This window comes from Pseudomonas sp. LBUM1660, assembly GCF_059695935.1.
Window position 1 is genome coordinate 3,160,920 of record NZ_CP166795.1, and the last position, 15,883, is coordinate 3,176,802.

At 56.9% G+C, this 15,883-nt stretch carries 12 protein-coding genes and 2 pseudogenes; 7 read left to right on the top strand and 7 right to left on the bottom strand.

Features of this window, described 5'->3' with window-relative positions; translation table 11 throughout:
• Positions 1-2: 2 nt before the first annotated feature.
• From mexE to ACA068_RS14965, 5 genes and pseudogenes are all read right to left on the bottom strand, one after another.
• A complete protein-coding gene (mexE, locus tag ACA068_RS14945; RefSeq protein WP_497310495.1) occupies positions 3-1,256 on the bottom strand; it encodes a multidrug efflux RND transporter periplasmic adaptor subunit MexE in 1,254 nt (417 codons plus the stop codon).
• 303 nt (positions 1,257-1,559) lie between these two features.
• On the bottom strand, positions 1,560-2,069 hold the full coding sequence (locus ACA068_RS14950) for a methyl-accepting chemotaxis protein (RefSeq protein ID WP_497310599.1): 510 nt from the start codon (positions 2,067-2,069) through the stop codon (positions 1,560-1,562).
• A 33-nt stretch (positions 2,070-2,102) separates the two neighbouring features.
• A pseudogene (locus ACA068_RS14955) lies at positions 2,103-2,876 on the bottom strand (PAS domain-containing protein); the annotation flags it as partial.
• Positions 2,877-3,645: 769 nt separating this feature from the next.
• Positions 3,646-4,065 carry a hydroxyisourate hydrolase gene (gene uraH, locus ACA068_RS14960; RefSeq protein WP_497310496.1) on the bottom strand — a complete coding sequence of 140 codons (420 nt, stop codon included), beginning with the start codon at positions 4,063-4,065 and terminating at the stop codon, positions 3,646-3,648.
• 10 nt (positions 4,066-4,075) lie between these two features.
• Positions 4,076-4,537: a GlcG/HbpS family heme-binding protein gene (locus ACA068_RS14965; RefSeq protein WP_497310600.1), complete on the bottom strand. Its 462-nt coding sequence runs from the start codon at positions 4,535-4,537 to the stop codon at positions 4,076-4,078.
• Between the two features lie 192 nt (positions 4,538-4,729).
• Between ACA068_RS14965 and ACA068_RS14970 the strand changes: the two genes are divergently transcribed.
• The 3 genes and pseudogenes from ACA068_RS14970 to ACA068_RS14980 form a co-directional block, all read left to right on the top strand.
• Positions 4,730-5,401: a heavy metal response regulator transcription factor gene (locus ACA068_RS14970; protein WP_283184464.1), complete on the top strand. Its 672-nt coding sequence runs from the start codon at positions 4,730-4,732 to the stop codon at positions 5,399-5,401.
• Positions 5,398-6,768, top strand: coding sequence for a heavy metal sensor histidine kinase (locus ACA068_RS14975; protein ID WP_497310601.1), 1,371 nt, complete (start codon positions 5,398-5,400; stop codon positions 6,766-6,768). Before ACA068_RS14970 ends, ACA068_RS14975 begins: the two co-directional genes overlap by 4 nt.
• Positions 6,769-6,784: 16 nt before the next feature.
• Positions 6,785-7,008, top strand: a pseudogene (locus ACA068_RS14980) (IS66 family transposase); the annotation flags it as partial.
• 241 nt (positions 7,009-7,249) lie between these two features.
• Here ACA068_RS14980 and ACA068_RS14985 read toward each other — a convergent pair.
• Entirely contained in the window at positions 7,250-8,164 is a 915-nt protein-coding gene (locus ACA068_RS14985; RefSeq protein WP_461982098.1) for a LysR family transcriptional regulator, read from the bottom strand.
• Positions 8,165-8,433: 269 nt separating this feature from the next.
• On the opposite strand from ACA068_RS14985, the gene ACA068_RS14990 reads away from it, so the two are divergent.
• The 4 genes from ACA068_RS14990 (at position 8,434) to pgm (ending at position 14,724) form a co-directional block, all read left to right on the top strand.
• Positions 8,434-9,456: a zinc-dependent alcohol dehydrogenase family protein gene (locus tag ACA068_RS14990; protein WP_497310497.1), complete on the top strand. Its 1,023-nt coding sequence runs from the start codon at positions 8,434-8,436 to the stop codon at positions 9,454-9,456.
• A gap of 560 nt (positions 9,457-10,016) precedes the next feature.
• Positions 10,017-11,489: a hypothetical protein gene (locus ACA068_RS14995; RefSeq protein WP_497310498.1), complete on the top strand. Its 1,473-nt coding sequence runs from the start codon at positions 10,017-10,019 to the stop codon at positions 11,487-11,489.
• 67 nt (positions 11,490-11,556) lie between these two features.
• Positions 11,557-12,957 carry an aminotransferase-like domain-containing protein gene (locus ACA068_RS15000; RefSeq protein ID WP_497310499.1) on the top strand — a complete coding sequence of 467 codons (1,401 nt, stop codon included), beginning with the start codon at positions 11,557-11,559 and terminating at the stop codon, positions 12,955-12,957.
• A gap of 120 nt (positions 12,958-13,077) precedes the next feature.
• Positions 13,078-14,724: a phosphoglucomutase (alpha-D-glucose-1,6-bisphosphate-dependent) gene (gene pgm, locus ACA068_RS15005; protein ID WP_497310500.1), complete on the top strand. Its 1,647-nt coding sequence runs from the start codon at positions 13,078-13,080 to the stop codon at positions 14,722-14,724.
• 185 nt (positions 14,725-14,909) lie between these two features.
• On the opposite strand, the gene ACA068_RS15010 is transcribed toward pgm, so the two are convergent.
• Entirely contained in the window at positions 14,910-15,605 is a 696-nt protein-coding gene (locus tag ACA068_RS15010; protein WP_497310501.1) for a pirin family protein, read from the bottom strand.
• Between the last annotated feature and the right edge of the window lie 278 nt (positions 15,606-15,883).

Genomic DNA, 15,883 nt, shown 5'->3' on the forward strand with positions numbered 1-15,883 from the left:
CCTTAACCGCGTGGAGTCGCAGCAGCCAGTTTCACAACCGAACCCGGCGCGACCTTGGCAGGTGCGACTTGGGGCAGGTTGCTGGCTTCCAGCGCTTGTCGTTGTTGTGCGAGTGCCGCAAGGGTTTGTTCGCTGGCCATGGGGATCACTTCAGGGGTGACCGGCGAGCCAGGGCGAACCCGTTGCAGACCCTTGACGATGACGGTGTCGTCCTTGTTCAGGCCGCTGCGCACGATGCGCAAACCTTCGATCTTCGGCCCCAGCTCGACGGAGCGATAGGCCGTTTTGTTGTCGGCATCCATCACCAGCACGAATTTCTTGCCAAGGTCGGTACCGACCGCTTCGTCGTTGATCAGCACGGCGGAGTAGGTGCCGCTGCCGACCAGTTTCAAGCGCGCATACAAGCCTGGGGTGTACTGTCCGTCTGCGTTATCAAAGACCGCGCGACCGCGGATGGTGCCGGTTTTCGGGTTGACCTGGTTGTCGACGAAGTTCATCACGCCCTGGTGCGGGTTGCCGTCTTCGTTGGACAGACCGAGGTAAACCGGAGTGGTTGCACCGCGTTTGCCCTGGCGAGCGAGCTGGGTGTATTTGAGGAACACGCGTTCGTCGGCGTCGAAGTAGGCGTAGACCTTGTCGGTGGAAACGACGCTGGTCAGCGCGGTCGTGTCGGCAGTCACCAGGTTGCCCGCGGTGATTTCTGCACGGCTGACGCGGCCGCTGATAGGCGCGGTGACTCGGGTGAAACTCAGGTTCAGTTTGGCCAGGTCCAGTTGGGCCTGGAGGGCTCCGACGGCGGCGCGGGCTTCTTGAGCTGCACTGGTGCGCGAATCGGCCAGTTCGGCGGAGATCGCGTTGCTGGTACGCAGGCGTTCGCCACGCTGGGCTTCATTTTCGCTGCGGGTGGCGTTGGCGCGACCTTGGGCAACCAGTGCTTCGAGGCGGCGGACCTCGGCCTGGAAAGGGCGTGGATCAATTTGGAACAGCAAGTCGCCTTTTTTGACCAATGCACCTTCAGTGAAGGCCACGTCATCAATCTGGCCGGAGACCCGTGGGCGAATTTCTACGGTTTCTGGCGCTTCAAGGCGCCCGGTGAATTCGTCCCACTCGTTGACCGGTTGTTCCAGCACTTTGGCGACGCTGACTTTGGCCGCGGGCATGGTAGCGGCAGACTCCGGAGCCTTGCCGCAGGCGCTCATCACCAGTACGGCCAACATGGCCAATGGGAAGCGCAAATGTTTGAGTGACTGTTCCATGGATGCATCCGCCAATGTATTGAGATGGGCGGATGATGAGCGGCGGGGTGGTATCGCACGAATCGAATGAAGCGAAGGTAACTATCATTCGGAATGATATAAGTCTGAGGCTAGCCCTCTAGCATGCGCCTTGCGTCGAGGAGCAATCAATCGGGTTCATGACAATTCTGTGTTGCAGCCTGCGCAAAGGACTGGGCACTACCAAGAGGGACTGGTGATGATTTTTCGTTCATTCAAAACCCATTTTTCAATAGCTATCAATGTGTCGATCAAGCCAAGATTTTGCACATGCCGCAGGCTGAATCATCGTGCTAATGTCGACGAGAGATTGCTGATCGCGTGTACGACTTGGCGAGCACTATCCTGAATATCCAGGATCACTTGACCAGCCTCACCGGCTAATTTGACGCCTTGTTCTGCCTTGCCTTTACTCGCCTCCATCCTGGCCACTGCCCCCCGGGCCAATTCACGATTGTGCTGCACCACCTCGACAATCTTGATGGTGGCTTGGCTTGTGCGCGAAGCCAGATTGCGCACTTCGTCAGCGACCACCGCAAAACCTCGACCCTGCTCTCCGGCACGAGCCGCTTCGATGGCTGCGTTTAGCGCTAGAAGATTCGTTTGTTCGGCGATGCCATGGATGGTCTGCACGATGTTGCTGATTACTTCCGACTGCTGACTGACATCATTGATACCTTCGGCTGCGTGATTCAATTCGCCAGCCAGGCTTTGCATGAGATCCACTGTCTCCTGCACCACTCGGGCGCCTTCGTGTGCTGTCTCGTCGGTTTTCAATGAAGTCTCATAGGCCATGCGTGCTGCTCGTGACTCAGTTTCCTGCTGGAGAACCTGAGCCGTGATATCGCTCGCAAACTTAACTACTTTGTAAAGGCTGCCGCTGGCGTCGAACACCGGATTGTAAGTCGCACGTAACCAGACGGTTTGTCCCTGGTTGTTGAGGCGCTTGAAGTTACCGGAGAAAAATTCGCCGTGATTCAGGCGCTCCCAGAACTGGCGATACTCGTTGGATTCACTTTCGCTACGCTCACAGAACAGACGATGGTGCTTGCCAACAATCTCATCGAGGCGGTACCCCATCACTGCAAGGAAGTTTTCGTTGGCGCTGATGACTTCACCCTGCCGGTTGAACTCAATGGTTGCCATGGAGCGGTTAATCGCTTTGATTTGGCTCTCCTGCTCTTGTTCCTTCTGCACGCGGGCAGTTACATCAGTAGCAATCTTGACGACCTTGATCACCCGTCCAGAGGCGTCGCAAACAGGGTTGTAACTAGCCTCCAGCCAGATCTCACGCCCCTGTTTGTCCAGGCGCAGGAAGCGGTCGTTTATGAACTCACCATTACTCAGGCGTGACCAAAAACCTTGATAAGCGACGCTGTTGGCGTATTTCGGCGTACAGAATAAGCGGTGATGCCGGGAGTGAATTTCCTCAAGGCGATAGCCCATTACTCTCAGGAAATTGTTATTGGCGCCGAGGATCGTGCCATCAGGTTGGAACTCAATCAGTGCCATGGAGCCACCTAATGCTGCGAGGGTGGCTTCGCAGTCAGCCAAGCGCTGCTGGCTGGCGGCCAGTTCTTTTTTGATTTGCGAGTTGAACATACGTACCTCAGTGGATATGGACTGCTTGGCACTTTCATCAAGTTAAGGTAAAACCTATACAAAGATATGATTCTGTACAAGATAATTTGAGGTTAAACACGAGGAATGCATGTTGATCGCGGGTATTGCGCTGATCGGGTAGGGGATTGAGCACCGGCAATTGACTATCGGTTTACGCAGCTGTCGCATAATCGGCAGAGCACTCGATATCCGACCGAAAGGGGCGCACGGATTGCGCCTCAAGTCATTTTAGTGGCCGAAGCACCTAAAGCTTGCGGCGCGCGAGCTCCATGTTGCGGGTTCCAGCCCATCACAACGGACGCCGACAAATAGAGCGGTTGGGGCTCATTATCGCCTCTGCGCAGGACATTGATTTATCGAGCGCAGAGCGGGCATTCATCGTCAAAGTAAAGCATCACCGCCTTCTGATCAGCCTTATGCGCATGACATTATCTTGTATAGGTTTGTATCAAGTACGCCGAGGAACAGACTGAGGATGGGCGCCATTCTTTCCGCCGTGAAATGGACCGCATGCCCTTTTCTCAGCATGGCCAACCAGGGCTTTTGATGAGTGGCCCACAATTCATGGTCAAGGATCAGAAAGGAGTTGTCGCCGGCATTACCCCCTAAAACGAGAACCAACTCTAAGGAGTCGGCCAGGTCATCGCTGAAGATTTTGATGCCGAAAAGTTAAGCGACAGTGCCGCCCTTTTGACTAGGGGCGGCTGTCTTCACCTTCGGGCGGTATCCATTTGGTATCGCTTAACGATCAATTTCCTCGGTATGTGGAGAAGCCGTAAGGGCTGAGAAGCAACGGGATGTGATAGTGAGGAACGGTACCGTCCACCTCAAAAATGACCGGTACCTCCGGAAAGAAGCTGGACGTTTTGTGCGCCTTGAACCACTCACCAGTCTTGAAGGTGACACGGTAGGTACCTTTCTCCAGACTCCGGCCTTCCGGATACAGCCCGGTGATACGACCTTGCTCGTTGGTTGCCGCGCTGTTGAGCATGCCCCAGTTTTTCCCATCCTGTTTTTCCAACGTGACGTTGACTCCAGGGGAGGGCAGGCCATCCTGCAAGTTAAGTACATGCACGCTCAATGGATTTGTTGCCGCTGATGCAAGGGCTGAAAGGGCTGAAAGGGCACTCAATACAGCGCCAGCGAAGAAACTTTTCAATACAGTCATGGTGATGTCCTTAGTTTTTAACGGCAGGTAAAACTTTGTTGATGGCGACCTCCGCACAACGTTCATCGTGTACAGCGCCACCCGCACCGGCCACACCGATGGCGCCGATGACCTGGTCATCGAACTTCAATGGCACGCCTCCACCCAGCAGCAACAACTCATCAAGGGTGTTGAGGTTTTCAGCATCCGGAGTACTGCGCGCACGCTCCGCCAACTGCCGCGTCGAAGTCTTGGTCGACAGGGCGGTATAAGCTTTACGTTGTGCGGCTGACGTGTTGTGCGGGCCGACATTGTCATCGCGTTGCACAGCAACCAGATTGCCGCCACGGTCAACAACTGCGGCAACGGCTGAGCGGCCATCGGCGTGACAGGCCGTCAGCGCCGCCGTTAGCAAATCGTTGGCCATTGCGAGTGACAAGTCCTTGCGTTGCGCAACCTGATCCGGGGCTGCAACGGCGAACGCAGAGCTCATTGCGAGCGTGATCAGCAATGAAGTCGATAGGCTTGTACGCATGGTGTTTCCTTGGTTGGTTGAGTCTTTCTGAGTCATTGCCAGACATCATGACCAGCCCACCCCGTCAGAATGATTGCCTCCTGATTACCAATATGTAATGTGAGAAAACAGCGAAGCGGGCTAGCCTGTGCTCCAGTCCTGGAGGAAAAAATGCGTATCCTGGTGGTTGAAGATGAAACGAAAATGGCGGATTACCTGCGCAAAGCCCTGACTGAATCGGGCTATGCGGTAGAGATCGCCCTTGACGGGCTGGACGGCCAGCATTTGGCGCAGGAGAGTGAGTTCGATCTGATCATTCTGGATGTCATGCTGCCGGGGTTGGATGGCTGGCAATTGCTGCAAATCATCCGGCGTAAGTGGCAGACCCCAGTATTGTTTCTCACCGCACGTGATTCGGTTGATGATCGGGTCAAAGGGCTGGAGTTGGGGGCCGATGATTATCTGGTGAAACCCTTTTCCTATGCCGAGTTGTTGGCACGGGTACGCACTTTGCTGCGCCGCGGCCCGCCTCGCGAGGTTGAGCATTTTGTGGCTGGCGACCTGAGCCTGGACTTGTTACGACGCAAGGTAACGCGCAACGGAGAGCGCCTCACCCTGACCAACAAGGAGTTCGCCCTACTGCATCTGCTGCTTAGTCGTGAAGGGGAGGTGCTATCGCGTTCGCTGATTGCCTCCCAAATCTGGCAGATGAACTTCGACAGTGACACCAATGTGGTGGATGTCGCCATCCGTCGACTGCGGGCCAAGGTTGACGATCCATACTCACTTAAGTTGATACATACAGTGCGTGGTATCGGTTACATGCTTGAGGTGCAATCCTGAATCTGTTTCCGCACACCCTTAGCCTGCGCCTGGCGATCATGTTCGCATTGGTCAGCGCATTGCTACTGGGCTCGATTGGTTTTTATCTTTATCAGTCTTTACAGCGAGAGATTGCCTGGCGCGATGATCAGGCCCTGCTGGGGCGCCTGGAGCGAATGCAAGCATTGATCAGCGATAGCGACAGCATCGAGCAACTGCAAGGTCGACCCAAGCTCTACGAAAACATGTTGGGCAATCGCGACAATCTGCTATGGATTGTCGATGACACCGGCAAGGTGTTGATCGAAATCAACCCAGTGGGTATGACTTTTCCAAAGTTGCCGGCTGCACCCCAGGCTCGCCTCGTTGACGATCACTCTTCCGAGCCAGTGCGGCTTGCCTGGCAGGATGTCACGCAGGGTGATCGCGGTTTGACCCTGATCGCTGGCAAGTTGTTGAGTGAGCGCGACCAAATGCTGGGGGCCTACCGACTCAAGCTCTGGCTGGCCATGTCAGTCGGCGCGCTGTTGGCTTTCGCATTCGGCTGGTGGGTGAGTCAACGAGGCTTGCACCCTGTGCGACTGCTGGCCAAGCGCGCCGCTGGAATCGATGTGCAGCATCTGCATCTGCGGCTGGACGAGTTCAATGAACTGAATGAGCTCAAACTGCTGTGTAGTGCCCTCAACCAGATGCTTGCACGCCTTGAGGACGGATTCGCCCAGCTTTCACGCTTCTCGGAAGACCTCGCCCATGAGATGCGAACCCCGCTTGGCAACCTGATGGGACATACCCAGCAAGCTTTGAGGCGCAGTCGCTCTATCGAGGACTATCAGAATTTGCTGGTTTCCAATCAGGAAGAGTATGAAAGGCTGGCGAGAATGATCGACAGCATGCTGTTTCTCGCTCGCACCGAGCAGCCAAACGCTTGCGTAAAATTCGAGCAAATCAACCTGCACGATCTCATTGAGCAACTATGTGAGTATTTCGAAGGAGTGGCGCAAGAGCGAGATGTGCAACTGATAAACCAGGCCCAGGATCCGTTGCTGGGGGATCCAGGTTTGGTCCGTCGAGCATTGGCTAACTTGCTAGCCAATGCGCTGCGCTACGCAACTCCCGCGTCAGCAGTGACCGTCAGCAGCAAGATTTCGGGGGATAGGCTCGAAATCACGGTGCATAACCACGGCGAGCCGATTGCAGCAGAACATCTACCACGATTGTTTGAGCGCTTTTACCGGTGCGACCCATCACGTAATCAGCCCGACGACTCTGGGGGGCTGGGATTGGCCATTGTTCGTTCGATTATGCAAGTGCATGGCGGTTGTGTAACCGTTGATAGCACCGAAGCAGGTACGAGCTTTCACTTGGAGTTTCCCTTTGTAAATGCCTGAACTCGAACCGAAGATACTGCATGCCTGGATGATCGCCCAGCACCAGATCGTGCACGACGGCTCGGCGATCAGTAAAGCTCTGGATTACAGCCTCAAACGCTGTACGGCGCTGTCGCGCTATCTCGATGATGGCGCCGTACCCATTGACAATAATTGGGTAGAGACCAGATCCGACCTTGGGCGTTAGGGCGCAAGAACTGGCTCTTCGCAGGATCACTGCGCAGCGGAGAACGGGCAGCACTGCAGGTACCTCGCCATCGGTGTACTTGCCAGACTCTGTCAGCGACCTTGCGCTACCTCTAGCGCCGCTCTGTAGGTTCGCACTCATGGCAGGGGGCATCTTTTTTTTAATTACAACAAATGCCATGACTAGCCCCCAGATGCGGTGGAATAAAGCGGATCTTGACGGATGGCGATGGAAGGTTTCAGAGTCGACAAGGCCAAGTATTTCGCGGCTCTTATGGCCATTTAGCTAGTTTTATCAGAGGCTGTCCGGGTCCCCAAAGAACATCTGAATCCGCGACCGCAGCCAACGCTCACCCGGGTCATTATCCTGCGAACCACGCCACGCCATGTGCAATTCAAAGCTACGCACCGGCAGGGGCGGATCTTCAGCCCGCACACCGCCAGCCGCCGTCAACGCGTCAGCGGTGTAGTCCGGCACCGTCGCGACGATATCGGTCCCGCTGATGAGCGTGCTGAGCCCGTTGAACTGCGGCACCGCAAGCACTACATGGCGCTTGCGCCCGAGCTTTTCCAGTTCTTCATCTATAAAGCCGCTCAGGTCACCGGCAAACGACACCAGTGCATGGGGGCGGGCGCAGAAGTCATCCAGGCTCAATGGCCCCGGCACCGTATCGGCGCGCAACAACTTCGGCATGCTGCGGCGCAGTACTTTGCGCTTGGCGTTGGCTGGCAGGTCGGCGGTGTAACTGACGCCGATTGAAATCTCCCCCGAGGCCAACAGGCTCGGCATCAGGATGTAGTTGGCCCGACGCACCACCAATACGATCCCCGGCGACTCCGCACGCAAACGCTTGAGCAGCATCGGCAACAGCGCGAACTCGACATCGTCCGACAGGCCAATGCGGAACACCGCCGTACTGGTCGCTGGGTCGAACTCCGCCGCGCGGCTGACCGCGGTGGAAATCGAATCCAGGGCAGGAGAGAGCAGGGCGAAGATTTCCACCGCTCGGGCGGAAGGCTCCATGCTGCGCCCGGTACGCACGAACAACGGATCATCGAACAGCCCGCGCAGGCGCGAGAGCGCCGCACTGATCGCCGGCTGGCCGAGGAACAATTTCTCCGCAGCGCGGGTCACACTGCGTTCGTGCATCAGTGTTTCGAAAACGATCAACAGGTTCAGGTCGACACGACGCAGGTCATTACGATTCATCTGGAGTCCTGGCAGAGTCATCAAGCTTGACGAGAGCGGCCATATGAGAACAATGGCCGGCATGAATCTTACGGGGAAAGGCTGCTACTCTGCACCGAATAATTCAGTTTCCCTTGAACGGCTACTGCAGATTTTTACGACAACCGTTGATCCAATGGATGCTGCGGAATCAATGACAGGCATGTCGACTATTAATAGCCACTGATAGTCTTGGGTAGAAAGCCCAGATAGAGTTCAGGGCATTAGAGGTTTCTTTGACGAGGTTTGCGATGTCCCGCACGATTCGTTTTCACAAGTTTGGTCCAGCCGAGGTGCTCAAATGCGAAGAGCATGCGGCCGCTCTCCCTGCGCCGGGCGAAGTGCAGGTGCGCGTCGAGGCGATTGGCATCAGCTGGTACGATATTCTCTGGCGCCAGAACCTGGCCTCATCTCACGCTCGCCTGCCTTCTGGCCTTGGCCATGAAATGTCCGGCGTCGTCACGGCGGTCGGCGAGGGTGTCGATGACCTGGCAGTCGGTGACAAGGTCGCCAGCTTCCCGGCTGAAAGCCCCAACGACTATCCGGTCTACGGCGAGCAGATCGTTCTGCCTCGTTCGGCATTGACCCGCTATCCGGATGTGCTCAGCCCGATCGAAGCCAGCGTGCACTACACGCCGCTGTTGATCGCCTACTTCGCTTATGTCGATCTGGCGCGGGTCAAACCCGGGCAATTTGCCCTGGTGACCGACGCGAGCCACTGTGCCGGTCCGTCCTTTGTGCAACTGGGCAAGGCATTGGGTGTGCGGGTAATTGCCGCCACCAAGACCGCTGAAGAACGTGAATACCTGTTGTCGCTGGGTGCCGAAAAAGTCATCGTCACCGAGGAAGAAGATCTGCTCCTGCGGATCAACAAAATCACCGACAACCGCGGTGTCGACGTGGTGTTCGATGGCCTCGGCGGTCCGCAGATGTCACTGCTCGGCGATGTGCTTGCGCCTCGTGGCAGCCTGGTGCTGTACGGCCTGCAAGGCGGTAACCAGACGCCGTTCCCGGCCTGCGCAGCGTTTCAGAAGAACATTCAGTTCTTCGTTCACTGCATCGGCAACTTCACCGGCAAGCCGGAGTTGGGCATTATCCAGGACCAGGTCGCACTGCAACGTGCCTTGCGCGACATCAACCAACTGACCGCTGACCGCGTGCTGCTGCCACTCAAGACTCGGGTCTTCCCGTTTTCCGAGTTTGTCGAGGCGCACCGCTACATGGACGAATGCCCGTGTCGCGAACGGGTTGCGCTCCAGGTCGAACCTGCGTAACACCGCTGAAAAAAGTCCGTGCTTGCACGGACTTTTGTATTTTCCCTCCGAAAAACCGAGCCCCCCCCCCCAATCTACGACGAGTCAGTTCAGCAACTGAACTGGTTTTTGCTCTCAATCTGTATCTTCTAATCACCCTATAAGCCCCGATAATTGAATGATTACTTTCATCTCAAGGAATGAGCTATGGCTGGGTATTGGATAGATACTTTTCTGCGCGCTCCGGCAATACAAACTCAACAAATAACGTGTGATCGATCAATTGCCGAAAAATTAATGGCGACTTCTTTCTTTATTTTTCGTGCTACTTGTCTGTGGGACGCTGTCGGACATTTCCTAGGATCCCTCGCGCGGTCGCAGAGCGCTTGCGCAGCGGGGCTTTGCTGCAATCGCGAACGGATGGGATTACAAGTAAGCTCGATTCATTTCAAATAATTACTCAAAACTAAGTGTTAGCATTTGATATCAAGCGCAACACTTTAATCATGTCAGGCAGCCGTTTGTGCAATGCATACAGTTGTTTGCGTGACATCGAACCTATGCGTAACAGGTAAGCAATGATGACCCATACCCATGAACAGGCAATGAACTATGTTTATCAGCAAGTACTGCAGCGATTGCTGAGTTTTTTCTCGCGCGCCGAGCGCACGGCATTGCAGTTGATGATTCAGCGTCTGGTGGTCGCCGCAGGTGGCATGGACCGTATCGGCGAATACAAGGTATTGGCGATCCAGTCCGGGACCCGCGACAGTTGCTACACGCTTGCATTGCTGCGCGCCGCACAATTGAGCATCGCCGGCCGGGCACCTGCGACGTTTCAGCTGCGAGTCGCGACCTTGCGCGCGAACGGCGCAAGCTCGACGACTCTTGAAAACATCCATCGCAGTTGCAGTGCGTTGTTTCTCTACGACGATCCTCGGGTCGAAGTGGTGATGGTCGATAACCGGGAAGTCCTGCCATTCAACCACCTGGTGCCGGTTTCCGATGCAGGCCGCGAGTCGAATCGTCTCAATCTGTTGATGGTTGGTCACCGGCGAACCTGGAACGGACCGCTCCATCTGTGGGATGACGGGTACCTGGCAGCGGGCGAGTTTTATGGGCAAATCTGCCGTTGGGACCGAGGTGTCGATGCGTTTGTCAGCAGCGATACGCCTCGTCAGCAAAAGCAGTTCATGGATGGATTGACCCGAGCGGCGCAAAAGGCCGGTCTCAAGGCATCGATTTGCCCTGAATCCGGTTACGAGGAGCTGTTCGCACGACTGGATGAACTGGGCAGTGATTGCTACCGCGAGTTTTATCCTGAACATGGCCAGGCCGAGTGGCGGCCGGCCGAATCATTTGAGGCGTGTCGGCGCACGACCTTCATCGATATTCACGACATGCTGGTCAGTAATCTGGAAGATCGCTGGCCACTGCTCACCGATTTCCTCGGGTTTCAGCCTGACGAACTGGCCGCACAGCTTAGCGATAATGAATGTGTCAGCCTTTCGATTTCCGCGCACGTTCGGGGACTGGAGGCCTGTTTTGTTCACGGCCGTACCTATGAAGCGGGCGTTGCTGAATACGTGCAGCAGGCTTTGGTCATGATGCGTCGCAAACAACTTCCCGAGCGCTTTTGCGAGCAGGCAATGGAGACGTTCGGCCACCCGACGGCAATGTCCGACCAGCGTGAATTGGCGGCGGCCGAGGCCCAGAAAAGCCTCGGCTTGAGCGAGGCTCAACTGGTGTGCTTGCTGTTCGCGCCCTTTGTCGAGAATGGAGCCTCGCTTGAGCGTTTTCTACGTCAATGTCATCCCGGCATGCTCGTCGCGTTACCCGATCTGCACCGGGCGATGCAGGGCAAGCCGGCGCCCGAGCAGGTGCTGCAATGGATGGTCGACGTCAGCGGGTTGCCCGTCAACTTGACCGGCACGCTTTACCGGATGGGGCCAGTGGCGAGGGGCGAAGGGCCGGAAGTCGGTAATGCGAATGAGCAGGCGCTGGACCTCGACGCGGGCAACGCCGCAGATGGCGAACGGTCAACGGGTCGTTGAAAATGCTCGGGGTCACCGCGTTCATCCACCCACCCCACAGGGCGCGTGGCGTGTTCGGTCATTGCCCATGAAAGGACCACGCGAAACCGACTTCGCCTATCAGGCGGTTTACCGTTACCTGACTAACCTCATCAACGAACCCGTCAGCGACACTCGAGTCCGCCTCCCTTCATTAAGGCAATTGGCGGACCGTTTGAGCGTATCGATTTCGACTATTCAATACGCCTATTCGTTGCTGGAAAAGGAAGGGCGGGTGTATTCGGTCGCCAAATCCGGCTATTACGCGCTGCCCGTGTCGTCCATTCGTCCTCTCAGCAGCGGCAATGACCTGCTCGAGACGGTTTATGTAAACGCCAGGCGGCCGGGGATGCTGGTGTTGAGCGCGGATGAACCGGCGTTGCTGCAGCCCCTCGATAGCCCGTTATTGCTGCTTGAAAGGGAATTGCTGCGTCAGTATCCGCGTCAACCGCAAACGACTTCACAACCGTGCGGTGAACTGGAACTGCGCGCCGCCCTGGCCGCACGTTATACCTCGTCCCCGGCACGCTGCTGGCACGCCGATGATGTCTACATCGGCGCCGATTTACGCGGCGTCCTGGAGATACTGATCGCCGTGCTGTGTCTCAAGGATGCCACGGTCATCGTTGAATCGCCTTGCGACTGGACGATTCTGCGCTTGCTCCAGGACGCTGACGTCCAGGTCATCGAGTTGCCTTTGCAGGCCAATGGCTGCCTGGACCTTGAGCAACTAAAGCAACTGCTGGAGACCGAGCCGGTGCGGCTGGTGATGCTTTCCTCCGGGCTCAACATGCCGCGCGGCAGCGTCGCCTCCCACAGCAACAAGCAGTCAATCGCTGAGCTATTGGAGCGTCATGGCAGTTGGGTCTTGGAAAATGATTGTTATGGCGAACTCGAATTCGAGCCCGACGGCCTGCGGTTTCGCGATCTGCTGAACCCGGATCGGCTGATCGTTTTCTCCACCTTCGAAAAATCCATCGGGCCGGAAGCGCCTTATGGTTATCTGCTCTCGCGGCAATTGAGCATCGAACTGCAGCGGCATTTCCTGTTGCGGTCATTCCGGTTGTCACCTATTCGCCAGAAAGCCATCGCACGGCTATACGGCAATGGGCGAATCGATCAGCATTTGCTGGTGTTGCGGCGCCTGCTCAAGGATCGCAAGGTGCACATGACCCAGTTGTTGCAGGAGCGACTGGGGGATGCCTTGCACTTCGTCGAGCCCTTGGGCGGTGCGACGATCTGGGTGCAGTCGTTGCGTCAGGTTGATGTACGTCGGGTGTTCCAACGACTGCTCAGACACCAGGTGGTCATCGCGCCAGGGGAACTGTTCAGTCTCCAGGGGCTGCACGCGCAACACTTGCGCCTGAGCCATACCTTCGGTGGCGACCACGACCTCGCGGCCGCAATGGGTTTGCTGGGCGATGCCTTGCGCCTGGAATCGATTGATTGAGCAGGGGCGGGGCTTTGGCGATTGATAACATTTCGCTCGGGATCGTTAACGTCGCGCTGCGGTCAAACTGCCAGTAAACTGCGTTCCTATTCCTGAACCACTCTATTTCAGAGGTTTTGCATGACACTCAGTCCTTTTGCGGGCAAACCGGCACCGGCAGAATTGTTGGTCGACATCCCGCGACTGGTAACGGCCTATTACACCGGCCAGCCTGATGCCGCCATCTCTACCCAACGCGTAGCCTTCGGCACGTCCGGACACCGAGGCAGCTCGTTCGACCTGAGTTTCAACGAATGGCACGTTCTGGCGATCAGTCAGGCGATCTGCCTGTACCGCGAAGCCCAGGGCATCGATGGTCCGCTGTTTGTCGGCATCGACACCCACGCACTGTCCACCCCGGCCGGCGCCAGCGCCCTGGAAGTGCTGGCCGCGAACGGCGTCACCGTGATGATCGCCGAGGGTGATGAATACACGCCGACCCCGGCGATTTCTCACGCGATTCTTTGCTACAACCGCGGCCGTACTTCGGGACTTGCGGACGGTATCGTCATTACCCCGTCGCACAATCCGCCGCAAAGCGGTGGCTACAAATACAACCCCACCAACGGTGGACCGGCCGATACCCACATCACCAAGTGGATCGAAGCCAAGGCCAATGAGCTGCTGGGCAACAAGCTGGCCGGAGTCAAACGCATCAGCTACGAGCAGGCGCTGAAGGCCAGCACGACCCATCGTCATGATTACCTCAACACCTACGTCGCTGACCTGATCAACGTAATCGACTTCGACGCCATCCGTGATGCCAAGCTGCGTCTGGGTGTCGATCCGCTGGGCGGAGCAGGGGTGCGCTACTGGTCGGCGATTGCCGAGCACTACCGTCTGGACCTGGAAGTGGTGAACAAACAGGTCGATCCGACGTTCCGCTTCATGACGGTCGACTGGGACGGGCAAATCCGCATGGACCCATCGTCGAGCCATGCCATGCAAGGCCTGATCGGCCTGAAAGAGCGCTTTGACGTAGCGTTTGCCTGCGACCCGGATCACGATCGCCATGGCATCGTGACCCCGTCCGGTGGTCTGCTGGCACCGAACAGCTACCTCGCCGTCTCTATCGACTACCTGTTCCAGAACCGTCCGCAGTGGCGCGCCGACGCTGCTGTGGGTAAAACCGTGGTCAGCAGCGGCTTGATCGATCGCGTGGCGAAGCGCCTGGGTCGTCGCCTGTACGAAGTGCCGGTCGGTTTCAAATGGTTTGCTGACGGTCTGTTCGACGGGTCACTGGGCTTTGGCGGCGAAGAAAGCGCCGGCGCCTCGTTCCTGCGCAAGGACGGCGGTGTCTGGTGCACTGACAAGGACGGCTTGATTCCGGCATTGCTGGCGGCAGAAATGACCGCTCGCACCGGTCGCGACCCGAGCCAGGCCTACCGTGCGTTGACCGACGAGCTCGGCGAACCGTTCTCGGTGCGCGTCGACGCCAAAGCCAACCCTGAACAGAAAGCTTTGTTGAGCAAGCTGTCACCGGATCAGGTCACCTCGACCCAGCTGGCGGGCGAAGCGATCCAGAGCATCCTCAGTCACGCGCCGGGCAACGACCAGGCCATCGGTGGTTTGAAAGTCATGACCGAGAACGGCTGGTTCGCGGCACGGCCTTCGGGGACTGAAGACATTTACAAGATCTACGCTGAGAGCTTTGTGAGTGATGAGCACCTCAAGCAGTTGGTTGCAGAAGCTCAGACCCTGGTGGATGGCGCTATTTCCGCGAAGTAATTGAGGGAACCTTCGCAGGCAAGCCTCGCTCCTACAAGGGCGGAGTCGATCACATGATTGTGGGCGATATCTATCCTGTAGAGCGAGGCTTGCCCGCGAAGACGCCAGCACGGCCACTCAAGATTCAGATGTAAAAAGGGGCGACCATCAACGGTCGCCCCTTTTTTTGCCCTGCGTTTACCCGATCAAGCCAGATCCACCAACACGATTTCACTGTCCTCGATCGCGGTAACCCGCAAAACCTGCTCATCCGCTACGGCAACACCGTCTCGAGCTTGTGCAAGCAAGCCATTGACTTCAATGACCCCGGTAGCCGGAACCAGGTAGGCCCGACGGCCGCTGTCCAGGCGATATTCGGCGGACTCACCGGCCTTCAGGTTGGCGGCCACCAGCCGCGCATCGGCACGGATTCGCAGGCTTTGATCATCACCCGCCTTGCCGCTGGCCAAAGTCACGAAGCCTTCACGTTGGCCTTTCGGGAAAGGCTTGGCGCCCCAAGAGGGGGCCAGACCGGATTCGTTCGGGATGATCCAGATCTGAAAGATCTTGGTTTCGCCCGCTTCCAGGTTGTATTCGCTGTGAGCGATCCCGGTGCCAGCGCTCATGACCTGAACGTCGCCCGCTTCGGTACGACCCTTGTTGCCAAGGTTGTCTTCGTGGGTAATTGCACCTTCTCGAACGTAGGTGATGATTTCCATGTCCCGGTGCGGGTGTTTTGGAAATCCGGTGCCCGAGGCGATCACGTCGTCGTTCCATACCCGCAGGTTGCCCCAATTCATGCGTTTCGGGTCGTGGTACTCGGCGAACGAAAAGTGGTGATGCGCATCCAACCAGCCATGCTGGGCGCCGCCCAGGGAGTTGAAAGGTCTGAGTTCAAGCATGATCGTCTCCTGAAAAGGTTCGTCATGGGGCAGAGCGCCGAGCCACGAAACGAGAACCGGTGGTTGATGGCGGGCATCATCTATCAGGCACCAATCGATAAAAAGCGTAAAAAATGCCTCAATATGATCGATTAAGTTGATATCAAATAACCTCGAAATATTCTCACCCAGCCTTCACTTCATCGTATAAGCCAATGACCTGTAAGCATTTCACTAGAACTCAACGGCAAATACGGACACCATAGCCCTCAACAGCCTCACACCCTGGAGTCAGTCCG